This is a genomic window from Sporosarcina sp. P33 (assembly GCF_002077155.1).
Taxonomy (GTDB): Bacteria; Bacillota; Bacilli; order Bacillales_A; family Planococcaceae; genus Sporosarcina.
Window position 1 is genome coordinate 1,368,947 of sequence record NZ_CP015027.1, and the last position, 22,157, is coordinate 1,391,103.

Consider the following 22,157-nt stretch of genomic DNA (forward strand, 5'->3'; position numbering starts at 1 on the left):
ATTGCGGTCATCTTTACACTGCAGGAATTGAGTACCTTCTATTATAAGGACCTGCTTTTAAAATATAGCTGGAATTCGGGTGTCCGATCACTTCCTCCAACAGCTTGGATGCTTCCAGCAGCTGATCTAAATCAATCGCTGTTTCGATATTCATGCTATGCAGCATATGAACAACGTCCTCCGTGCAAACATTGCCTGTTGCACCCGGTGCGAAAGGACATCCGCCCAGTCCGCCAAGCGCCGTATCAAAACTGGTTACTCCGGATTGGACCGCTGCTAAAATATTAGCTAATCCCATTCCCCTTGTATTATGGAAGTGCAAGTTCACGTCCAGGTCAGGATGCGCAGCGAATACTTCACGCAGCACGTCACTGACTTGTTTCGGATTGGCCATTCCGGTCGTATCCGCCAATGTTAAATGATTCGTCTGACATTCAGATACACTTTCCAAGATTGTCAGGATCCGTTCAATTGGAATATCTCCTTCAAACGGGCACCCGAACGTAGTGGCAATTGTAACGTCGAGCAATAAGTTATTCGATGCACAAAATTTATCGATGAGTTTTAGTTCTTCTAACGATTCCAGCGTAGTGCTTTGTACGTTTTGCTGATTATGTGTATCACTCGCTGAGAATACAAAATTGACTTGTTTCACACCAAAGCTCTTTGCGATTTCAGCGCCTTTTAAATTCGGCACTAACGCGATTAAGTCTGTCGAATTGTCCCCATCCGCAATGTTCGTGAACAGTTCACCGCTGTTCGCCATCTGCGGCACCCTTTTTGGATGAACAAATGAACCAAATTCAAACGATTTTATACCGGCACTTTGTAATTTTGTAAATAAGCGATTTTTTTCTTCCACACTTATGATTTTTTTCTCAAGCTGCAGTCCGTCACGCAAGACTACTTCATTTATTCTGACCGTTTTTGGAAGTTCCATCATACCTGGCCCCCCTACATGATTATTTCACTCAACCTCTATCGCGCTTGCATTTTTCATTTTCTTCGCCAGTTCTTGGTCAATATTATGAACAATACCTTTTGCAATAAGTTCGTCAATCTTATCTTCAGACAGCCCGCTGTCTTTTAAAATTGTCCTAGTATCTTCACCTAATAACGGCGGTGCCTTTTTGATTTCAATCGGCGTCTCCGATAAACTGATCGGCAATCGAATTAATCTCATATTATCGATTAATGGGTGATCGACCGGCTGCAGCATCCCGGTGCTTTGAGTTTGCGGATGATCAACCATGTGTGAGATTTTCTGTATAATTGAACTTGGAACACCAGCTTCATCAATTTTCTTCATCCAGAAATCCGCATCTTTCTTAACGAGAACACTTTCAATCTCTCTCGATAATTCCTTTCGATTTTCCAATCTATTTTTATTGGAACTGAATCTTGGATCACTTGCCCACTCTTCTTTACCGAGAACTATACATAATTTTTTAAATAGAGATTCATTGGAAATACCTATCATAATCTCTGATGTAGCTGTTCTAAATGCACCATACGGAGCGAAAGCCGCATGCCCTGCACCTAATTTAACCGGTTCCCGGCCGTCAGCCATATAGGACATCAAATGATAGTTCGTCCAGAAAACACCCGTCTCAAACAAAGAAGTTTCCACTTTCTGGCCAACACCTGTTTTGTTTCTGTGAAGCAATGCGGATAATATTCCTATAACACCCCACATAGCGCTTCCCTGATCCAAAATAGATACTGCGGCTCTCGCAGGTTCTCCCCCGGCAGGTCCATTGATGCTCATAATGCCTGTTCCCGCTTGAACGATTGCATCATAACCCGGTTTATGACTGTCCGGGCCTGTTTGTCCATAGGCTGTTAAAGAACAGTAAATTATTTCCGGGTTAATAGACTGCAAATCTTCGTAGCTGAGCCCCATATCTTCGGTTTTACCCAGCCGGAAGTTTTCTACAAAAACATCAGCCTCTTTAACTAAATCTTTTACCAGTTCCCGGCCTTCATCTGTTTTCAAATCAATAATAATAGATCGCTTGTTACGATTTATCTGAAGATAGTAGACGCCTTCACCTTCCCACATCGGACCCATATTCCGTGAATCGTCGCCGCTCACCGGTCTTTCAATTTTAATGACTTCTGCGCCCAGATCGCCCAGTATCATCGTCAGGCTGGGGCCTGATATATTTGAAGTAATATCGATTACTTTCATACCTTCTAATGGTCTGCTCATGAAATCTTCCTCCATTCAGCTATGCAGTTACTGATGGTACTAGATACTTTACTCACAGTTTATACTGTTCATTATTCAACCACTTGCCGCCGTCAATCGTTATACATTCTCCGTTAATGAACGCTGATTTCTCGCTTAATAAGAATTCGGCCAAATCCGCAATTTCTTCTTTCGTGCCGAAGCGCTTCAGCGGGATGGCGTTCATAGCGCTGTCTGCCACGTTCTGATTTTCGATCAGCCGGGAAACACCCTCTGTATCACCAATCGGGCCAGGCGCAATGCCATTTACTCTAATCCCGTATCTGCTGCCCCATTCCACGGCAAGCGTTCTAGTCATCGCCAGCACACCGGCTTTAGCAGATGCCGAATGGGTCATTCCCGGTCCTGCTCCCCACGCATAGGTGGCTATAATGTTAAGAATGCTTCCTTTTTGGCCTGTCGCAATCCATTCTTTTCCGACCGCCTGCGAGCAGTACCAAGTCCCGTTCAAAACAATATCAATGACCGATCTCCAGCCGTTGTACGATAGATCTTCGGCCTGACAGACAAAGTTACCTGCGGCGTTATTCACCAGAAAGTCAATCTGGCCAAACTTTTCTGTTGTTTTGCGAACCATTTCCTCTACATGAGCTGTCTCCCTGACGTCCATTTGAAACGGAAAGACGGATCCTCCCGATTGCTGAATTTCTTCTTTTGCTTCATTCAATCGCTCCGCATTTCTGCCGGTGATGACAACATTTGCACCTTCTTTTGCAAACTTGAACGCCATTGCTTTACCCAGACCGCTGCTGCCGCCTGTCACAATTACCGTTTTACCTTTCACGGAAACAATCCCCCTCTTTTTTCAGATCAGCGACATGAACAAAGATATTATTTATGCTTTTTAACTTCTTCTTTAAATTTATTCACTATTTCACTGTAATTAGCTTCTGTATGTTCGCTTATTAACGCTGCTTCCATTTCACTATAAAATTGCTTCCATTGTTCAGCTTCCTCAGAAGTTAATTCTCTTACAGTTATTCCTGCTGCTCTCAGTTCTTCTTTCACCGCATCATTTTCTTCGTCCAGAAACTTCGCGTAATCTTCAGTCACTTCATCTCCAACTTGCAAAAAGATCTCTTTTATATCTTCAGGTAATTTTTGATATACGTTTTCATTAATGATCAGCCCAGTAGCCAGTCCGCCAAAGGAAATGCCGTCCGTTCCATACTTGGCCAGTTCTGAAAAACCATAGTCATTCATAGAAGTAGCATTCAAGACGAGTGAGTCGTATACTCCTCTATCAAAAGCCTCGTAGAATTCTGAGGCAGTCAAATTGATTGGTGTGCCTTCCAGGGCAGAAATTGATTTATTTAGGGCATCACCAGTTACTCTGGCCTTTATCCCTTTAATGTCCTTCGGTAATACAATTTCTTTGCCTTTTGTCCAAAACTCATTTGGAAGAAGCGCGCTGCTCACTAGCGGTCTAACACCATTATTCAAGAAATCAGATTCCAATACCGCACTATCTTTATTCAGCATATGTAAAGCCTTCGTTCCCTCATAAGAGTTATCGTACAAGCCTGGGATACCCAGTAAACTGCCGGTTATCGGCATCAGGCTCGGGGTATAAGTTGAGACTATAAAGCTCATATCCGTTACACCATTACTGGTTAAGTCATACAGATCACCAGCTTTCCCCAATTGCTCGGAGGGATAAAAATCAAATTCAACTTGCCCGTCGGTTAATTCCGTTACCTTTTCCATAAACGGAACAAAAACTCCATCGTGTAAAGTGTGTGTTACTGGCTGCGATGCCGCTAGCTTTAATGTGATTGGTTTGGCTGATGCATCATCTGCACTTCCCGTTTCATTTTTCATCCCATCCGAATTTCCGCACCCTGCTGCTGTGAGCAACACTGCAGATAATACCAAAGGTTTAAACATATTCTTCATCATTACTTTCTCCTCCTTTATTTGTGAAGCAGTATACTGCACGGTTACGCTGACTGTCATGTTGAGGGTTATCTTCATTCAGCAGAAGAGTAAGCAGTTCCAAGGAGTTATTGACTTTGTTGCTCTTACAACAAAGACCATTCCGGGACGCCGCTTTTATATCTATTGTAAAAAGGGGGGCTTCTGCTGAATAAAGATAATCCTCGGAATGGTTTGTTCCCAAAAAGGTCCTGTCAACCTTTTTGGGCCACAACCGATTCCACCGACTGATTATTTCTTGCGAACTTCAAACTTGGCCTGAACTTTGACTTCTCCGGCTTCGTTACTTGCCTTAGCTTCACAAATCCAGCGATCTTCTGTTTCATCCAGAACGCTGCCGGTAACATTAATCTTTTCTCCCGGTTTTGTTATAGCTTTGAACCGCACGCCAAATTTAGCCAGATCTTTTACCGGCACCCAGTCACCAATTGCCTGACCGATAAAGCCCATAACCATTAATCCGTGTGCAATTACGTCATCCATTCCGGCTTTTTGAGCAAAAGGAACGACAGTGTGAATTGGGTTGAAATCTCCCGACGCTCCTGCATAGCGAACGATTTGGGTATGTGTGATTTCCTCTTTTTCAAGTGTTGCAAATTGATAGCCAATGTTCATCGTTTTCCCTCCTAGTGCTTTTCAATAATAGTCGCCCGGCTAATTAACACTAATTCACCATGCTGATTAACAAATTCTTTCTTCATAACAATAAAAGTCATCGCTGCTTTTGAATACGCATCTTCAATAATGGCGTTAACTGTGATTTCATCCCCAGGATTCATTTCACCTACATATTCATATTCCTGCTCGCCATGCAGCACTCTGGCAACATCCAAGCCAAGAAGTGCTGAAGCAGATGACTGACCGCCCCAATATTCAACTACCGCGGCAAAAGTCGGTGGTAATGCCTCCCCGTTTAGATAACTGTCCCGCTGATCCCCAATCGCAATTGCAAGTTCCCGAATCTTCGCTTTTTCAATGGTATACGTATACGATTCCAGTTTAATACTTTTCAATCGTTCCAAGTTAGACGCCACATCGTTCAAATCAAATCTCTCCTCTCTCACAGTGATATTCATTCAATTTATCTAGCAAAGCATAAAATATATATTTAAAAATCACACATCATTAAACGAGCGGCTCGTACGGGAATACATCTGAACTGACTTCTAAAGGAGTGAAGCTTGACTGAAGAGCGCCTTTGATGTCACTCAGGCTTTCAACTGACCATCCTTCAGCATTATAAACAGAGCGCACCGGACGCGGCTGCGAGAATACCATAATTTCTTTTCCTCTGACACCGAAAATTTGACCCGAAACGTCTGACGCATCTTCTGAAGCTAAGAATGCTACAAGCGGCGCGATATGAGCAGGTGACAATTGCTTTAATTTCTTAACACGTGCCTCTTCTGCCTCTGTATCTGTCGGAATAGTTCCAATCAGGCGGCTCCATGCAAATGGTGAAATACAGTTAGAAGTTACATTATATCTAGCCATATCCAGCGCTGTTACTTTAGACAGACCAACAATCCCCAGCTTCGCAGCAGCATAGTTTGACTGCCCGATATTACCGATCAATCCTGAAGTTGAAGTGAAGTTGATAAAACGTCCGCTTTTCTGCTCTTTAAAGTGAGTAGAAGCTGCACTGATCATGTTGAAGCAGCCTTTTAAGTGAACTTGAAGGACAGAATCCCATTCACTTTCGCTCATTTTAAACACCATACGGTCTCTTAAAATTCCGGCATTATTTACAACAATATCGATTCGTCCAAACGCATCAAGAGCTGTCTGAACAATATTATTTGCGCTATCGTATTCTGCTACGGAATCATAGTTTGCAACTGCTTTTCCGCCCGCATCAGTAATTTCTTTTACTACCTCATCAGCTACTTTGGAATCTTCACCTTCACCGACAGAACTTGCACCTAAATCGTTGACGACTACACTTGCTCCTTCTTTTGCAAGCAGCAGTGCGATGTCACGCCCAATTCCTCTTCCTGATCCTGTTACGATTGCTACTTTGCCTGTTAAATTTGTCATATAAAACCCTTCTCTCTTCTATTTTTTATTTGTAAGCCCTTTCATTTCACATATCATTACAAACCTAATTGTTTTGCAATAATCACTTTCATAATTTCATTACTTCCTGCATAGACCGTTGTAATCGGAATGTCGCGATAACGTCTGGCAATCTTATACTCTTCCATATAGCCATATCCACCATGGAGCTGCATACATTCTCCTGAAATTCGTTTCGCCATATCTGTGATCCACCACTTCGCCATGGATACTTCTGTCACCATTTCTTCTTCATTGATTTGTTTGACAATCAAAGTATCTATGAAGGTTCTGCCAATCTGCACTTGCGTTGCAATCTCCGCAATTTTAAATTGGGTATTTTGAAGTTTGCTGAGCGGTGCTCCAAAAGCTTCGCGCTTTGTCACATAGTCAATAGTTAACTCAAGCATATCTTCTGCAGCCACCAGCGCATTGTTCGCAGATACAATTCTCTCCTGCTGCAGTTTTTGCATTAAGTATGAAAATCCTCTGCCTTCTTCACCAAGCAGATTTTCAACCGGCACGCGCACATCTTCAAAAATCAATTCCGAAGTGTCCTGGCTGTGCATTCCGATTTTATCCAGCTTTTTCCCGCGTGAGAATCCTGGCATACCTCTCTCAACGATTAATAAGCTTATACCGCGGTGAGCAGGCTTGATTTTTGTATCTGTTTTACAGGCCACTATGACTACGTCCGCATGAATACCATTCGTAATAAACGTTTTTTCACCATTTAGGATATAATGATCGCCGTCTCTTACTGCCGTCGTTTTGATGTTAGCCAAGTCTGAACCTGTTCCCGGCTCAGTCATCGCGATGGCCGCAATGCTTTCCCCTGTAACAAACTTCGGCAAGAATTTTTTCCTTTGCTGCTCACTTCCAAATGAATCGATGTACGGAACAACAATATTACTATGTGTAGATACTCCAAGAATTCCGGCACCGACTCTCGATAACTCTTCTCCTAGAATACTAGAGAATCCGAAGTCCAGACCCAGCCCGCCGTATTCCTCTCCAACCTCAGGGCATAAGAAACCATTTTCTCCAAGTCCCTCCCAGAACGAACGCGGAACGAGACGATCTTTTTCCCATTGATCATAGTGCGGCACCGCTTCTCTCTCAAGGTATTTCTGTAATGTTTCACGGAACATTTCATGCTCCGTAGTGAAAAACGGGCGCTTAGCCTTTCCGCTTTTCGTCATGGATACTGTGCTCATTTCATCATCTCCACTAATGTATTTTTTACCTACAATTTTACTTTCACTATGTTTTATCTATATAAGTGCCTAGCCATCAATTACTTAAATACAGGTTTTCTCTTTTCAAAGAACGACTGCACGCCTTCTTTAAAATCATCTGATTCAAAACACATACCTTGCGCGAAAGCTTCCAGCTCAAATGTGTCTTCAATATCAGATAACACACTGCTGTTCGTCAGTCTTTTCGTAAGACCCATTGCTAATCTGGGGCTTGCAGCCAATTTTCGGGCTGTAATTAACGCCTCATCCAGAACGCTGTCATCTTCATGCACTGCATTCACAACGCCTAACTTCTGCATTTGTTCAGCCTGCACTTTTTCACCCAGCAGCATCATTTCCATTGCGCGATGACGGCCGATCAGACGCGGAAGGAAGTACAGAGATCCCATGTCTGGCACAACACCAATTTTTATAAACCCTTGAATAAATACTGCAGATTTAGCTGCGTAGATGATATCGCATGCCACCGCCAGACTAAAGCCCGCTCCGGTTGCAACACCATTCACTACTGCAATAACCGGTTTTTCCAAGTTTAGAATGGACCTGATCAGTCCCTGACTCGTTTTTAGCCGGTTTCTTACTTGTGTCGAATTTAAATTCTGTAAAGCTTTTAAATCCCCGCCGGCCGAGAAAACGCTTTCTTTTCCAGTTAAGACAATCGTCTTTACGTCGTCATCACTTCCGACCACAGAAAAGAACTCCATCAGCTCGTCCCGCATTTCTTGCACAAGAGCATTTTTAATTTCCGGTCTGTTTAATGTCACTGTGCAAACGCCATTCTCGACATGTACACTAATAGCTTCATATTTTTCATATGCCATTCATATTCACCTCGCCCATTTCCAATATTGTACGATCATTCTATTTCAATAAGTTTTGCTGAAGAAAGGAGAGTAATGTTCTAAAGGGCTGGCGTCTGTAATTTCTTTACTAGTAAAGGAAAATTACCGATAGTTAATCAACAGCATCTAAAGTTAGTCTTCAGAACATGTAAACATCTTTCTTAACTTCTGATCATCATTTTACATGCAAAAAAAGTAATTGTCAATAGTATTCAGAAAACAAAGAATTAAGTTAATATTGCTTTTAAAACGTTGTTAAATAAGCATTTTTATAACTTATTCATTTTTCACCAATGAAAAATAATATTTATTCTTGTGTTCTTTCAGAAAAAAATATTCTGGAACACGGGAGCTTTCTTACAGATTTTATGCACAATACTTCTGGACTTTCATTTAGTAATATTATATAGTTACTTTCACTAACTAACTATTGAAGGAGAGTCATTACGTGAAACCACATCAGCTATTCTTCCATCAATACAGATCAATGTATCGTCCTTATATCAATGCAGCTAATGACTGCTTGGGAAGGCATCAGCTGTTTACCGCACAATGGGCTGTAATGAAATACATTATCTCCACAGGACCACGCACACTCGTTGACATTGCAGCTTATCAGCATGTTGAAAAGCCAACCATTACACGGACAGTGCAAAAATTAATTGAACTTCATTATGTAGAAGTGATTCCTGGAAAAGATAAACGTGAAAAAAAGATCCAATTGACCGAACTTGGCCGGCAAGTGTCTGCGGACGTTGAAATTACTATTGAACAATTTCAGCTGAATGCTTTGGAAGGAATCAGTATCAAGGAACAAATGGAAGTCAGCCGCATATTGGAGAAAGTAAAAAACAACTTAGTAAAATAGGAGGATTGTTATGGCGGAAGAAAAGTTATGGACTAAGAACTTCATTATCGTGTCTGTTATCAATTTATTATTGACGACAGTTTTATTCCTTTTGCTTGCAACGATCGCATCGTACGCGGTCGAAAATCTTGACGCTTCAACCAGTCTGGCCGGTTTAATTTCAGGTATTTTTATTATAGGCATACTGATGGGGCGGTTAATCACAGGCAGGTTCATTGAGTCAATCGGCAGCAGGAAAATTCTGTTCATTGGGCTGATCGCTTTTATCGTTACGACCTCGCTGTATTTCGTTGCAATTAATGTTCCGTTATTACTGACAACCCGGCTGGTGCATGGATTCGCTTTAGGCATTGCCAGCACTGCCACAGGCACGATTGTTGCACAAATCATTCCGGTTTCCCGCCGGGGCGAAGGTATCGGCTACTATAGTTTAAGTTCTATTTTAGCAACAGCCGTCGGTCCATTTCTGGGTATTCTCTTTTTACAATTGTTCAGCAATTACCATGTCATCCTGTCATTAAATCTAGTTCTGGCAGGCAGCTGTTTACTGATTGCATTACTGGTGAAGACGACTGCAGTAAGCACTGCCCATAAAACTGATGAGCATCATGAAAAACGGTCTGGCATCAGCAACTATTTGGAATTTGCATCTATTCCCATTTCATTTGTCGCAATGATTGTAGGGTTTAGCTATTCAGGCATTATGTCCTTTATTTCTTTCTACACTGAAGAAATTGGACTGGTGAAGTCTGGAAGTATCTTTTTCATCATCTATGCCGCGGTAATATTAATATCCAGACCTTTCACGGGGAGGATACTGGATCTGAAGGGCGCTAATATTATTATCTACCCTTGTCTTATACTTTATGCAATCGGGATGCTGCTGTTCAGTCAGGCGCAGCATGGTTTTTCTATACTATTGGCTGCCGTGCTTATCGGGTTAGGATACGGTAACTTCCAGTCGATTTCACAAGCTATCGCCATAAAAAAAGTGCCTGTACACCGCTTGGGCCTTGCTACATCTACCTATTTCATCTTCTTTGATCTAGGCTTGGGACTTGGCCCTTATTTAACAGGATCTCTTGTCACGCTGACAGGGTACCGCGGCGTTTATTTACTGATGGTCTCCGTTATACTTTTGTCCATTGCACTTTATTACTTCTTACACGGCAGAAAAGATAAGGTTCTTCATCACGCAGTGCAATCTTGACTTTTCCGGTGAATGCATCCAATCAATGAAAGCAATTGCCCAGTGAACAAAGGAGTGTGTTCAATGATGTTATACAACGGCATTTCCGACTATAAAGATATTTTGCATGAACTATCTGCCCTTGCCGAAAAGCCCTGTCACAGCGAAACTTGGAATACATTCAGAAGTATGATCCACGCAAAACTATCGGGTAATTCACTTGAAATGATAGAAACGAGCCTGTCCATTATAGAAGACACAAAGAAACGGGAACATGACTTAAAATTCTCAACGAAGACATTGGAAATTATCCAGCAAATTAATACCGAGGTGTCTTCCCTGGCACCACTTGATAAAATTTTAAAATTGAGCACGGACCGCCTCAGAACTATTTCAAAGGCTAATATCGCATTGATCGCACAAATTGACGCCAGTGAAAAAATGATACAAGTCACAGCACTTTCAGGTTCTACTGACGAAGTATTGCAGAATTTCAGGCAATCGGCAACTGCCAGGATTTGCGGTACAGTTATACAAACAGAAAAAATATATGTGCTGCCTGACGTGGAACTTGAAAAGATTTTGAGTGATCCGCTCATTTCACTTTTACATCGTAAAGAAAATATTCGTTCATTAATTTGCGCACCGCTCGTTGTCAATAAGGAGCTGATCGGCATTTTTATCATCGCCAAAGATTATCCTAATCACTCATCCCCTTTTTTATTGGATGTCTTAAGCACATATTGCAATCAAACTGCAATCGCCATAAATAATGCCAGATTATATGCAAATGAGCTGCGTGTATCCAGCATGCACAAGGAACTCTTTCAGGAAGCCTTGAAGGGTATTCAGGAGTCATCGCCAAGCTGTCTGCTTTTCTGAGTGAGCCCGTACTATTAACAGGCGAGCTTGGTGATGTAATAGATGTTCATATGTCAGCAAGCTGCCACTGGAGCAGGTGTTTGACCTTCCTTTTCTGCGTAATGCATTTTGTTCAGAAAAAGAACCTTATGTGTCGCCTGCGGTGCTGCATGTAAACAAAGAGCACTCTTACAGCCTCATTCCCATTCTTCTTCACGAGAAAGCCGCAGCGTATTTACTCATTCCTAAGGTTTATAATGAACGGGATCACTTAGATTTGGTCGCCATAGAACAGGCAAAAAATATTCTTTCCTTAAAATTCACTCAAGAACACACCAGTATGGAAGTTGAAAACCGTCTGCGGCTCGATTTTGTACATGATTTACTGTTAGGTTTGGAAACTGAAGAAGATTTGATTAGAAGAGGCAGATATCTCAAAATTTCTTTTCAGCATCCCCGTCAAGTCATCATGCTGAATCCAAAAAACCGTTTGGATACTGAACACATCGACTCCAAGCGACTTACACAGATTGCAGAGAAACTTCAATATGAGCTCGGCTTTTCAAAAATGCATTTATGCACCATCCATGGGACAAAATTAATCATCATAGCACCCGTGGGGGAAACAGATCAGCTGACTAGTAATATTCTTTCTTATTTTGAAGATCATTATCCCACTGTAGATATTTCAATAGGCGTCAGTAATGCTGTTACGGAAGTTTCCGACTATACTACTGGGTATAACGAAGCCAAAAGAGCCTCACAATTTGTAGAGTTAATTGGAGGAAATAAAAGAGTTTTATATTATAATGATCTCGGTGTTGTCGGTCTTCTATTTGAATCTGCTGACTATGCTTCAATCATAGAATTTAAAGATAAATATTTAGGTAAATTACTTCACTATGAAGGACAGAATAAATCCGACTTGCTCTTGTCGCTACAAGTATTCTTAGACAACGAATCCGCCTATCAGGCATCTGCAACACAATTGCACGTTCACTATAATACACTCCGATACAGAATTGAACGGGTAGAAGAAATTATTCAGCTGGATCTGTCTAACGCACAAAATCGGTTAAATCTGCAAATAGCCTTAACGATCCATCAGTTAGTCAATTCTTTTTCATAATTTTACCCATGATAAAAAGGGAGCGCCATGCAGTTACTTCCTGCATGGCGCTCTCTTTTCACAAAACACAGTATATTAGTATGCATTTCACTGCCGCTTTACTTATTTTTCGCCAGCAGCGATACTGCAGCCTGTTCATATTCCTTTTTCATTTCACTGATTACATCGGCAACGGGCTGAATGTTCTTTACTGAGCCAACTCCCTGCCCTGCCCCCCAAATATCTTTCCAGGCCTTGGCTTTTGTTTGATTCCGATTGGTGTCATACTCTTTGAGATCTTCCAGCTTCGCCGGATCCAATCCCGCATTTTGTATACTCGGAATCAGGTAATTGCCATTTCCCGTACAGTTGTATTCATCCGTACATCCTATATTTGCTTAGATTTTAACATCTGCCCCTGCACGGTTCATTGGAGTATTCCAGATACTCTTCATGTAAATTATTGGCTCGAATAAAATCTGCCAAGTAATCTGCAAAAGGCTCCCCATGATCGATGAGCCGTTTCAAATGTTTAACTATGCTGATGATCTCGGTTTTCTTTCGCACGGGACTGTGCGCAGACTGATTTTTATAATAAAAAACTTCTTGATGAATCAGATCACCGGGTGAACATCCATTTTTCAACAGATGCTTAATTTTTTCTTCTTTTCTTTCGATGATAGAAAGATATTTTTCTAATTCCCGTTCATACTCTTCACGTAAAAAGATTCCTTTATGATGCGAAGTGACAAAGTATTTGGCATCTGTCTCAAGTGTCTTTCTGGCTGATTGGATAAATTGATCGATATCACTCTCTGCATCACCGTAATACGGACCGAAAGAAGTCAGATCAATATCTCCGGTCAGTAAAATGCCATAATCCATGACGTACGGCGTGCAATAACCCTGCGTATGGCCGGGCGCATGAATAAACATAACGTCTGTCCCTGACATAGTAATCACCTGGTTGTATTCATGCGTTCCAGAAGCGTGCAATATTTTGGGGTCCACAACAGTATTGCCGTATGTTTTTTCTTTAAGGTCTTGTATCCATTTATCTACACCTTCTTTTCCATATACCGCATATAAACCTTCTGATTTTGCGAGTTCATGATAATCAGTAACTTTTTCTATATCATATTTGTTAATCAGCTTTTCTGCGTCCGGAAACAATTGCGCTCCCCACACGTGATCAATATGATGATGCGTCAAATAAATCGTATGGACTGTATGATTTTTTTGTATATAATCAAACGTTTTAGTGCCTGACCCGCAGTCGATGAGAGTAGAATCTTCATTTCCAGCGATAATTAAGGAAGTGGATAAGGGAATACGACCTCCATTATCGCTCATAATTTCAACCGGGCCTATTTTTACATAAAGCACTTTCTTCTCCTCCTCTCATTCTTTGCCGGAATAACCGTAAGAAATTTCATCACTGGATTCCTCTTCACATTATCGTTTACTCATAAAGTTGCGTCAAACAATTTAAAATAGTCAAATTACTTGAAGTATCTTTCTAATAATACCGCATTTTGAATATTTAACTATGTATTAAACATACAAATCACATCAATAATTTCATAAGAGTTTTACATATCATGCAATGATACACGCGAAATTACATAACAGCGAACAAAAAAGAAGCCTTCCATAAGTTCGATAACTTAATGAAAGACCTCTTTATTTTCGTTCAGGAAAACATCCGCAAACTGTATTCAAAATACTTGCGGCCGCTGGTTATCCTACAAACATATTAGCAATCAAAATACTTACTAATGAAACTGCCCATGCAATGGTCGTTGGAATCGACCAGACCATGACTTGCTCCTTCACTTCCTTCACGCCAAGCATCCGGTTGACAACCCAGAACATGCTGTCATTGAAGTAGGAGAAAATCATCGCACCGAGTGCAGCGGCTTGCGCAGCCAGAGCCAGGTTAACATCCAGATTTACGACAATCGGTGCAGAAATGGATGCGGCTGTAATCATTGCTACTGTTCCGCTTCCTTGGATTAAACGAACAAGTGTCGCGATGAAGAATGGAACAAGTACCGCCGGCAAAGGAAGCAATGCCACTTGCTGTGCGATGTAGTCGCCCGCTCCGCTGTCACGAAGGACTTGTCCAAGCGCACCGCCTGCTCCTGTTACAAGCAGGATAATACCAGCCGTCACCATTCCTTCTTCCATACGGCCAAGTGCTTCTTCTCTCGTTAAGTGGCCTGCCAATAAATAGATGGCAGAGACTAATGATAAACCGACCGCGATAATCGGCTGACCTAAGAATAATAGATAGTCAATCCAGCCGCCTGTCAAATCCATGGCTACGAATGTTGTATTTAAAAATATAAGAACAATCGGCAATAAAATTGGAATCATAGAGCGGAACAATGAAGGCAGCTCCTTATTCCGTTCATCCGTCAGACGCACAAGTTCCTGATAGGCCATATGCTCATCAGGTCTTTCAAAATCGAGACCGTCTTCCGTCGGGATCTGATAAATTCGTTTACCTACCCATTTAGCGTACAGCACACCAGAAATGACAATGGGAATGGAGAATACTAGACCCCAAGCGATCATCAGACCGATATCAACGCCGAATATACCTGCCACGCCAAGCGGACCCGGTGTCGGCGGTACCGCATGATGCGTTGCAACTAAACCGACGGCCAGCGCTACACCAAGAGTGATGACAGATTTCCCTGTCTTTCTTGACAACGCTTTCACAAGCGGGTTTAAAATGACAAACGCGGAGTCCACGAATATAGGAATTGAGACAATATATCCGGCAATCGCCATTGCCCACTCTTCTTTGCGTTTCCCTACAGCACGGATCAGACTATACGCCAGACGTTCTGCAGCTCCTGACACTTCCAGAATTCTTCCAATCATTACCCCAAATCCGACAACAATACCGATAGACCCAAGCGTGCTTCCGAAACCTTTAGATATAGTAGAAGAAACCTCGATCGGATTCATCCCGCCGATTAAGCCTGTCAGCGACGCAGCAATAATCAAAGCTAAAAATGCGTGGATTTTCGTTTTTAACACTAGAAATATTAATGCAGCTACACCGACTACGAGTCCTACAATCATTTGCATTTCGGGTGTCATCTGTATCCCCCCAATTTCTGATTTAGTAAAGTTATTGAAAGAGGGTTTCCCCTCTTTCAACGGTTTCTATTATAGAGATTCTCTTGTGAATTTCGGCGCATATTCAGCTGCCAGTTTAATACATTCTTCCATACTCACGCTTGCTGCAATGTTTTTCCACGCAATATCAAATGCTGTTCCGTGGTCAACAGAAGTACGCAGGAACGGAAGTCCATTCGTGATAGAAATCGTACGGTGGAAATCTGTCATTTTCGCTGCAATATGCCCTTGGTCATGATAAAGCGAAAGGACTGCATCATATTTGCCATTCAGTGCCTGGAAGAATACAGAATCTGCCGGAACGGGACCGTATGCATCAATGCCGTCTGCTTTAGCTGCTTCGACACCCGGTGCGATTTCGTTCACTTCCTCCATGCCAAACAAACCGCCTTCACCACTATGCGGGTTCAAACCAGCGACTGCCAGCTTGCGATCTTCCACGCCCAGACGCTGCAATGCCTGATCACAGCGGCTCAAGTAATCACGAACACGCTCTTTCGTCATTTGAGAAATCGCATCTTTCAATGACACGTGACGCGTCAAGAAGAAGATTCTCATGCCGTTTACTTGGAACATCGTTAATGGATCAGGTGCTCCGCCCAAGTCTTCCAGCATTTCCGTGTGACCGATATACGGAACATTTGCTGCTTTTAATGATTCCTTATTGATAGGCGTTGTAGCGATTGCCGCCACTTCGTCTGCCATTGCAAGTGCCACTGACTTCTTGATGAATTCAAATGCAGCTTGTCCGCATTGCGCCTGAACTTTTCCTGGCTCCAATGCATCGATATCAATATTGTTCATATCTAACACGTCTACTGTTCCGAATTCATATTTCCCTTCCTTCGGATCTGAAACAACGTTCACTTCTAAACCGGTTTCTGTTACGCCGATCGCTTTTTTAATCACGTCTGCATCGCCGACTACGAGCGGATTACACATTTCATAAATCTCTTGCTTCGCCAATGACTTTACGGTAATTTCCGGGCCGATTCCTGCTGCGTCACCCATTGGAATTGCTATAATTTTACGTTCGTTTGTCATATTACACACGTCCTTCATCATTTTTTGTCTGCAGATAAATCAGGCATTTATAGATCGACTGCTTTTCACCGACCATGCCGCCTTTTGTTACTACCGGGATCCCGTCAAACGTCCCCCCGATGAACTTTCCATAAGCAGCGAGCGGTATTACTTCTTCATCCAGCTGAATTGCTTCAGCACCGCTAATGGTAAATAACGCTGCCGTCACATCACCGCCACTGGAAAACGTCCCATCGATTTTCATATCACCATTTTGTACGATGGTATGTGTTACTTTCGCAAGACCCGACGTAATACGCTTCGCAAGCATTTCTTCCGTCGTGTGTTCTTCTCTTGCGATATCTGCCAGCGACAGGATTTGTGAGGTTGGAGATAATGTCGTCACGATTAATATTTCCTGATCTTTCAGCTTCTTGATCCCTTCATCCGTTGCACGCTTCACTTCCGCGTCCCATTTATCTGTCATCGTTGCCAATTGGGAGGCATCGACGTAAACAGGTGAAGAATTTGTTTTATCCATTAAATAGCGCAATTGCCGCCCTGTAAGACTCGTAACACTTCCCACGGTGACAATATATCTGTTCTCGTACAGGCTTCGTCTGGCCAGTACACGCGCAAACGCTGCGGACAGCGGGCCAGGATCCACCGGGAATAACGTACGCTCTTCCATCATTGCCATGGATTCGGCGATATTGCTGATTTCTTCATTCGTCACTGCGTCGATGACAATGATTCTCTTGCCGGCATTGATTTGCTCCGTCAAAGAAGCAGTAATTTTAGCTCTTCCCTGTAAGACATCGCCTAACCCAATATGTCCGATTTCATGCTGGCTCTGCTCTGCAATTACTGCGGGCACAAATGATTTAGTGATTGGGTTCATCGGATCTTTTGCTACGTCAGTTTCTTGAACCGGCACGCCTTCCACTAACAAATAGCCGCCTGACGTTACCCGTCCTGAGTCAGGATAAGAAGCCACGACAATAGCGACGCTTTCTTCGCCGGTACTGGTAAGCAATGCGTCAATCTCAGAACCTATATTGCCCCGGATCGTACTGTCAATCCGCTTGGCGATTACATCAGCTCCCCACAACCGAAGCTGCTTAAACGTATCTTGAACCCGCTCTTTTGCAACCGCAGCATCTACATACCTGCTGTCTGTATCTACACAAATCGATGTGAACTTATCCGATTTCGGCACCTGAGCACCAAAAATAATCGTGGCGCTTTTAAATCCTACTTCTGCAAGACGGACGCCTGTAGCGTTCGCACCCGTTAAATCATCTGCGATTATTCCGATCTTCATATACTCACCTACTTTGCAATAATAATTTCCACCAATTCGCCGTATTTCTCCATCAGTTCTTCAGATAACTGCCCATCTGTAATAATCGTGGATACATCTTCAAGATCACAGACTTTTGATAATGCTTTCTGATTAAACTTTGTTGAATCTGCGACCAGTATCGTTTCCGTGGCTGTTCTGATCATCGTCCGCTTCAGAGAAGACTTATCAATTGTAGGTGTAGTAATCCCAAACGAATTGTGGATTGCATTTGCACCCAAAAAGAACAGATCGACATGAATTGATTTTAAAATGTTTTCTGTCAGCGAACCGTACAGTGTCCCCGTCTCCGTCTGCAAACGGCCGCCGAGAATAATTACTTCTAATTTGCTGCCCATAAGCTCAGCTGCTATTTTAATATCATTCGTAATCACTGTCAGATGTTCGTGATTTTTCAATAACCGTGCAATTTCAAGCGTCGTCGTTCCTGAATCAATAAGCACAGTCATCCCTTCAGTCACAAAAGAGACAGCGCGCTTTGCAATCATCTTCTTTTCCCGGACAGAAATGTTCGATTTTAGTTCAAACGTCTTTTCGTGAATCAGCGCTTGTGACGGAACAGCGCCGCCATGTGTGCGAATCAGCTTGTTCTGCTTCTCCAGCACATCGAAATCCCTTCGTATCGTCATAGGCGTTACATTCAACACTTCGGAAAGCCGGATGATATCCACTCTTCCTTCCGTTGCAAGCGATTCCATTATTTTCGATCTTCGTTCTTTTGGAGACAATTCAATGACCTCCTGCGCACTATGTTCATCAGCATCAATAATTTGTTCTCTATGAACATAATTATGTTACTTTCAAACACATAAGTCAATCATTTATTATTATGTTCTTTCAATGAGCGGAGTATTCACATATATTTTTGAAAAATAATATAACAATCGATTAACATCAGTCAGCGTCTTATATGAAATCGGAGCTGGCATAAATGTCAACGTCTTGTCCTTTAGCCTTACTCAGGAGTGTTTGTATGAAGTCAGAAAAGCACAGTCATTGCGCTGAACACGAGTGTATAAAACACTGTCTTGACACCAGGCATGACACGCAGGATAATTTGAGATAACGAATAGTTGAGATATAACCATTTAAAAGATTTGGGAGAGGGCGATGGATGTGAGGAAGAAGTTGAAAATAGGAACGATGATCCACGGTGTCGGGGAGAAGATTTCAGACTGGCGGCATCCTGCTATGCCATCAGATGCAAGTGTAAGCTTTGAATTTTATAAACAACAGGCCCAAACATCAGAACGCGGGAAATTTGATTTTGTTTTCATCGCAGATGCTCTGTACATTAATGAAAAATCAAATCCGCATTATCTGAATCGTTTTGAACCGCTGACGATCCTGTCTGCCCTAGCAGCGGTGACGTCAAATATCGGATTAGTCAGCACGTTATCGACTACTTACAGCGAACCTTTTTCTGCAGCACGGCAGTTTGCTTCACTTGATATGCTGAGCGGCGGACGCGCAGGATGGAATGCGGTGACGTCAGGATTAGAAAAGACGGCATTAAATTTCAGCAAAGAAGTTTCCGATCATCCAGATCACGCCGCGCGTTACCGGATGGCCGCCGAGTTCGTCAAAGTCATGAAAGGCTTATGGAATTCCTGGGAAGATGATGCATTTATCCGCAATAAACAGACCGGGCAATTTTTCGATTCAAATAAATTGCATACATTGAATTATGAAGGCGAGTTCTTTTCCGTACAGGGACCGTTAAATATCGGACGTTCGCCGCAAGGGCAGCCAGTAATTTTTCAGGCGGGCTCTTCAAAAGCAGGCATTGCGTTTTCCGCACAAGAAGCAGACGCAGTTTTCGCCATTATGCCTGATTTAGAAGAAGCGCAGCAATATTACAGAGACGTAAAAGAGCAAACAGCTGCCGTTGGGCGTAATCCCGATGATGTGATGGTGCTGCAAGGAATCAGTCCGATTATTGGAGATACGGCAGAGGAAGCGGAACGAAAATTCCAGGAACTCGCCGGGCTGGTGACAATTGAGCAGGCACTCGCTTTTTTAGGCCGTCTGTTTGAGCACCATGACTTTTCTCAATATCCATTGGACGAACCTTTCCCTGAACTGGGATCGATCGGAAAAAATAGTTTCAGAAGCGATACAGATCGTATTAAGTCCGATGCACGCAGGCAAAACTTAACCTTGCGCCAAGTAGCCTTAAGAGAAGCCACACCGCGCACGCCGTTCATGGGAACCCCGGAGCAAGTCGCCAGTCTAGTTGAAGAGTGGTACGAACAAAATGGAGCAGACGGCTTCATGATCATCGCAAATTTGCCAAGCGAACTTGAAGCATTTGTTGACAAAGTAGTTCCCCTCCTTCAGCAGCGCGGAATTTTCCGGACAAAATACGAAGGGTCTACCTTACGGGAAAACTTGGAGTTGCCTTATGCAGAACACAATACGTCCTGTAATGCATCGCTTGTGTAAGGGCTTTATGAAATATTCACACAAGTACTCCGCCACTGGGTTAATTAATTAGTACTTTCAATGATTACAGTATTCACCTGCCATTTCAAAAAACGGTTCTAATCATTTTTTACATGATCGGAACCGTTTTTGATTTCATTGTCACTGACTATTCTTAATGATCCGGCTCTGCTGCTGCCGAACCCCATACATTGATGATCGACCCAATTTGTGTCACATGTATAAATATGCCTGTATACACAGGCATAAAACATTCACCTGTGTCATTGGGGCCTTCACAATATCTGTCTAGGTGTATCGGGTGCTCGTACGTAATCTCAAATTTCCCTGCCTTTTTGCCGGTGAAGTGGAACATATTTGTGCCCGGCTCTCTCGTCACATCCGCAATCTGTTCATAATTTTCAGGCGAGATGCTGTACTTTCCTATAGTGTATTTATCGTTTTCTCCATATGAAAATGTCGGTTGCTCCCTCAACGTGCGCATTGTATAGTAGATTTTGTCTCCGGCAGCCTTGGCATCGATTCCGTAACGAACTTCCTTCCCGTCCGCAAAGCGGACTGCGGCAATATATTCGCCCGGCTTGTCAATCTCGATGCAGATGAAGTAATTATCGCATACTTTAAATGCCATGCTGTCATTCATCAGCTTCCCGTCCATCGCAGACAGGGATACATTCCGTACATCTCCCGGAACATCATCGAGTTGTCCTGGCCCGCCGAACATACTTAACCGTGCTATCGTCGGCAGCACATCCTCCGTCTCTTCCAGCGTCAGTTTCAGCTCGCCGTCTTCTTTTTTGACATGCACATAATTCTTGTCATGTTCCAAATCCGCAGTTTTGGAAGCACTTCCGTGGAAAACGATCGCCCCTATCCCTTCCTTCAACGGAATCAGCTGCACTTTATCTTTCGTATAACCTTCTTTTCCTTTAATCAAGACCGCTTTGAATAATCCAGAATTCATTTCATTGTCCGTAATGGACTGGATCAATTCCCATCCAAAATCACTTGGTTCAAGCGTTACGACATTTGACGGTCTTGCATCTTCCGTCGCTTTTATCATCTTCGCGGCTTGCCCTCTCGTAATCGCCGCATTCGGGCTAAATGTGGAAGGCGTCGTTCCCGTTGTAATGCCCAGCTTGTAAATAATCATAATATTGGCCGCATGGGATGTATTCGGCGCAACGTCCTTGAACGGATTGCTGATATCCCCGTCACGCGGCAAATCAAACGCCTTCACTAAAATGGAAGCCATCTGCCCTCGTTTGATCGGATCATTCGGCCCGTATCGTCCGTCCCCATAACCGCCGATAATCCCTTTTTCCGCCATCGCAGCGATCGCTTTATAATAGCCGTTCGCTGTGGACACATCTTTAAAATGAGGATTCTTTACACTGTCCATATCAAGCTTGATCATCTTCGCAATGATTGCCGCGGCCTGCCCTCTTGTAATTGAACGGCTTGGCTTGAACGTGCCATCCGGATATCCTCCAATAATAGTACGCTCCGCCAGCTCATTCACCGCTTGTGCGAAATGCTTCGTAGGCGGCACATCTTTGAACAGTTGTTTGTCTGCTGCCGCGCTTGATAGCGGCAAGCTGCATGCAATCAGCAATGCGCTGAGCACGGTCATAAGTATTCTTTTCATGTTATTTCTCCCCTTCTGCTCTAACTCACCCCAGTTGTAGGCAGGCTGCCGTCTGTATGTGGCAGCGTACAGACGGGAGAAATGGAGAAAAGTTTCAAAAGTTTTACATTTTCTTTTTATGGGTAGTTTTCTTTTTTGAACCTACCTTGATAGACAG

At 42.9% G+C, this 22,157-nt stretch carries 21 protein-coding genes; 5 read left to right on the forward strand and 16 right to left on the reverse strand.

The genetic code is table 11. The features are described 5' to 3' along the window. Positions 1-13 precede the first annotated feature (13 nt). From SporoP33_RS06860 to SporoP33_RS06900, 9 genes are all read right to left on the reverse strand, one after another. Entirely contained in the window at positions 14-943 is a 930-nt protein-coding gene (locus SporoP33_RS06860) for a hydroxymethylglutaryl-CoA lyase (RefSeq protein ID WP_081243036.1), read from the reverse strand. Between the two features lie 24 nt (positions 944-967). Then, positions 968-2,212 (reverse strand): CaiB/BaiF CoA transferase family protein, encoded by a 1,245-nt coding sequence (locus SporoP33_RS06865; RefSeq protein ID WP_081243037.1) that lies wholly within the window; start codon positions 2,210-2,212, stop codon positions 968-970. Positions 2,213-2,264: 52 nt separating this feature from the next. Continuing rightward, positions 2,265-3,035, reverse strand: a complete 771-nt coding sequence (gene fadH / locus SporoP33_RS06870; RefSeq protein ID WP_081243038.1) for a 2,4-dienoyl-CoA reductase — start codon at positions 3,033-3,035, stop codon at positions 2,265-2,267. 47 nt (positions 3,036-3,082) lie between these two features. After that, complete coding sequence (gene dctP, locus SporoP33_RS06875) at positions 3,083-4,150, reverse strand: TRAP transporter substrate-binding protein DctP (RefSeq protein WP_196796880.1); 1,068 nt, start codon at positions 4,148-4,150, stop codon at positions 3,083-3,085. 267 nt (positions 4,151-4,417) lie between these two features. Then, a complete protein-coding gene (locus tag SporoP33_RS06880) occupies positions 4,418-4,801 on the reverse strand; it encodes a MaoC/PaaZ C-terminal domain-containing protein (RefSeq protein WP_081243040.1) in 384 nt (127 codons plus the stop codon). Positions 4,802-4,812: 11 nt separating this feature from the next. Beyond that, on the reverse strand, positions 4,813-5,220 hold the full coding sequence (locus SporoP33_RS06885; RefSeq protein WP_081244782.1) for an FAS1-like dehydratase domain-containing protein: 408 nt from the start codon (positions 5,218-5,220) through the stop codon (positions 4,813-4,815). Between the two features lie 91 nt (positions 5,221-5,311). Beyond that, positions 5,312-6,223, reverse strand: a complete 912-nt coding sequence (locus tag SporoP33_RS06890) for an SDR family NAD(P)-dependent oxidoreductase (protein ID WP_081243041.1) — start codon at positions 6,221-6,223, stop codon at positions 5,312-5,314. Between the two features lie 56 nt (positions 6,224-6,279). Next, on the reverse strand, positions 6,280-7,458 hold the full coding sequence (locus tag SporoP33_RS06895; protein ID WP_081243042.1) for an acyl-CoA dehydrogenase family protein: 1,179 nt from the start codon (positions 7,456-7,458) through the stop codon (positions 6,280-6,282). Positions 7,459-7,538: 80 nt separating this feature from the next. Further along, positions 7,539-8,321: an enoyl-CoA hydratase/isomerase family protein gene (locus SporoP33_RS06900; RefSeq protein ID WP_081243043.1), complete on the reverse strand. Its 783-nt coding sequence runs from the start codon at positions 8,319-8,321 to the stop codon at positions 7,539-7,541. Between the two features lie 469 nt (positions 8,322-8,790). Here SporoP33_RS06900 and SporoP33_RS06905 point away from each other — a divergent pair, with 469 nt between their 5' ends. The 4 genes from SporoP33_RS06905 to SporoP33_RS06920 all read left to right on the forward strand — a co-directional run bounded on the left by SporoP33_RS06905 (position 8,791) and on the right by SporoP33_RS06920 (position 12,389). Continuing rightward, positions 8,791-9,210, forward strand: coding sequence for a MarR family winged helix-turn-helix transcriptional regulator (locus SporoP33_RS06905; RefSeq protein WP_231293313.1), 420 nt, complete (start codon positions 8,791-8,793; stop codon positions 9,208-9,210). 10 nt (positions 9,211-9,220) lie between these two features. Continuing rightward, the gene (locus SporoP33_RS06910) at positions 9,221-10,420 is read left to right on the forward strand and encodes an MFS transporter (RefSeq protein WP_081243044.1); all 1,200 of its coding nucleotides are present in this window, start codon (positions 9,221-9,223) and stop codon (positions 10,418-10,420) included. 63 nt (positions 10,421-10,483) lie between these two features. Next, positions 10,484-11,281: a GAF domain-containing protein gene (locus tag SporoP33_RS06915; protein WP_196796881.1), complete on the forward strand. Its 798-nt coding sequence runs from the start codon at positions 10,484-10,486 to the stop codon at positions 11,279-11,281. A gap of 76 nt (positions 11,282-11,357) precedes the next feature. Further along, complete coding sequence (locus tag SporoP33_RS06920) at positions 11,358-12,389, forward strand: PucR family transcriptional regulator (protein ID WP_081243046.1); 1,032 nt, start codon at positions 11,358-11,360, stop codon at positions 12,387-12,389. Between the two features lie 98 nt (positions 12,390-12,487). Here SporoP33_RS06920 and SporoP33_RS06925 read toward each other — a convergent pair whose 3' ends face one another. The 6 genes from SporoP33_RS06925 to SporoP33_RS06950 all read right to left on the reverse strand — a co-directional run bounded on the left by SporoP33_RS06925 (position 12,488) and on the right by SporoP33_RS06950 (position 18,635). After that, a complete protein-coding gene (locus SporoP33_RS06925; RefSeq protein ID WP_081243047.1) occupies positions 12,488-12,688 on the reverse strand; it encodes a hypothetical protein in 201 nt (66 codons plus the stop codon). Between the two features lie 85 nt (positions 12,689-12,773). After that, a complete protein-coding gene (locus SporoP33_RS06930) occupies positions 12,774-13,754 on the reverse strand; it encodes an MBL fold metallo-hydrolase (protein WP_081243048.1) in 981 nt (326 codons plus the stop codon). Positions 13,755-14,108: 354 nt separating this feature from the next. After that, positions 14,109-15,482 carry a GntP family permease gene (locus tag SporoP33_RS06935; protein WP_081243049.1) on the reverse strand — a complete coding sequence of 458 codons (1,374 nt, stop codon included), beginning with the start codon at positions 15,480-15,482 and terminating at the stop codon, positions 14,109-14,111. Between the two features lie 69 nt (positions 15,483-15,551). Then, positions 15,552-16,565: a 4-hydroxythreonine-4-phosphate dehydrogenase PdxA gene (gene pdxA, locus SporoP33_RS06940; protein ID WP_081243050.1), complete on the reverse strand. Its 1,014-nt coding sequence runs from the start codon at positions 16,563-16,565 to the stop codon at positions 15,552-15,554. Between the two features lies 1 nt (position 16,566). Further along, on the reverse strand, positions 16,567-17,868 hold the full coding sequence (locus SporoP33_RS06945; protein ID WP_081243051.1) for a four-carbon acid sugar kinase family protein: 1,302 nt from the start codon (positions 17,866-17,868) through the stop codon (positions 16,567-16,569). Between the two features lie 8 nt (positions 17,869-17,876). After that, on the reverse strand, positions 17,877-18,635 hold the full coding sequence (locus tag SporoP33_RS06950) for a DeoR/GlpR family DNA-binding transcription regulator (protein WP_081243052.1): 759 nt from the start codon (positions 18,633-18,635) through the stop codon (positions 17,877-17,879). A 382-nt stretch (positions 18,636-19,017) separates the two neighbouring features. Between SporoP33_RS06950 and SporoP33_RS06955 the strand changes: the two genes are divergently transcribed. Continuing rightward, positions 19,018-20,352: an LLM class flavin-dependent oxidoreductase gene (locus tag SporoP33_RS06955; protein ID WP_196796882.1), complete on the forward strand. Its 1,335-nt coding sequence runs from the start codon at positions 19,018-19,020 to the stop codon at positions 20,350-20,352. A gap of 154 nt (positions 20,353-20,506) precedes the next feature. On the opposite strand, the gene SporoP33_RS06960 is transcribed toward SporoP33_RS06955, so the two are convergent. Next, positions 20,507-22,000 carry an S-layer homology domain-containing protein gene (locus SporoP33_RS06960; RefSeq protein WP_081243053.1) on the reverse strand — a complete coding sequence of 498 codons (1,494 nt, stop codon included), beginning with the start codon at positions 21,998-22,000 and terminating at the stop codon, positions 20,507-20,509. Positions 22,001-22,157: the final 157 nt, after the last annotated feature.

Bases quoted from the DNA above. Each gene is read 5' to 3' on its own strand.
- SporoP33_RS06890 (WP_081243041.1), bottom strand. From the start codon at position 6,223: ATGACAAATTTAACAGGCAAAGTAGCAATCGTAACAGGATCAGGAAGA.
- SporoP33_RS06865 (WP_081243037.1), bottom strand. From the start codon at position 2,212: ATGAGCAGACCATTAGAAGGTATGAAAGTAATCGATATTACTTCAAAT.
- SporoP33_RS06935 (WP_081243049.1), bottom strand. From the start codon at position 15,482: ATGACACCCGAAATGCAAATGATTGTAGGACTCGTAGTCGGTGTAGCT.
- SporoP33_RS06860 (WP_081243036.1), bottom strand. From the start codon at position 943: ATGATGGAACTTCCAAAAACGGTCAGAATAAATGAAGTAGTCTTGCGT.
- SporoP33_RS06910 (WP_081243044.1), top strand. From the start codon at position 9,221: ATGGCGGAAGAAAAGTTATGGACTAAGAACTTCATTATCGTGTCTGTT.
- SporoP33_RS06900 (WP_081243043.1), bottom strand. From the start codon at position 8,321: ATGGCATATGAAAAATATGAAGCTATTAGTGTACATGTCGAGAATGGC.
- dctP (WP_196796880.1), bottom strand. From the start codon at position 4,150: ATGATGAAGAATATGTTTAAACCTTTGGTATTATCTGCAGTGTTGCTC.
- SporoP33_RS06945 (WP_081243051.1), bottom strand. From the start codon at position 17,868: ATGAAGATCGGAATAATCGCAGATGATTTAACGGGTGCGAACGCTACA.
- SporoP33_RS06960 (WP_081243053.1), bottom strand. From the start codon at position 22,000: ATGAAAAGAATACTTATGACCGTGCTCAGCGCATTGCTGATTGCATGC.
- pdxA (WP_081243050.1), bottom strand. From the start codon at position 16,565: ATGACAAACGAACGTAAAATTATAGCAATTCCAATGGGTGACGCAGCA.
- SporoP33_RS06895 (WP_081243042.1), bottom strand. From the start codon at position 7,458: ATGAGCACAGTATCCATGACGAAAAGCGGAAAGGCTAAGCGCCCGTTT.
- SporoP33_RS06955 (WP_196796882.1), top strand. From the start codon at position 19,018: ATGGATGTGAGGAAGAAGTTGAAAATAGGAACGATGATCCACGGTGTC.
- SporoP33_RS06915 (WP_196796881.1), top strand. From the start codon at position 10,484: ATGATGTTATACAACGGCATTTCCGACTATAAAGATATTTTGCATGAA.
- SporoP33_RS06880 (WP_081243040.1), bottom strand. From the start codon at position 4,801: ATGAACATTGGCTATCAATTTGCAACACTTGAAAAAGAGGAAATCACA.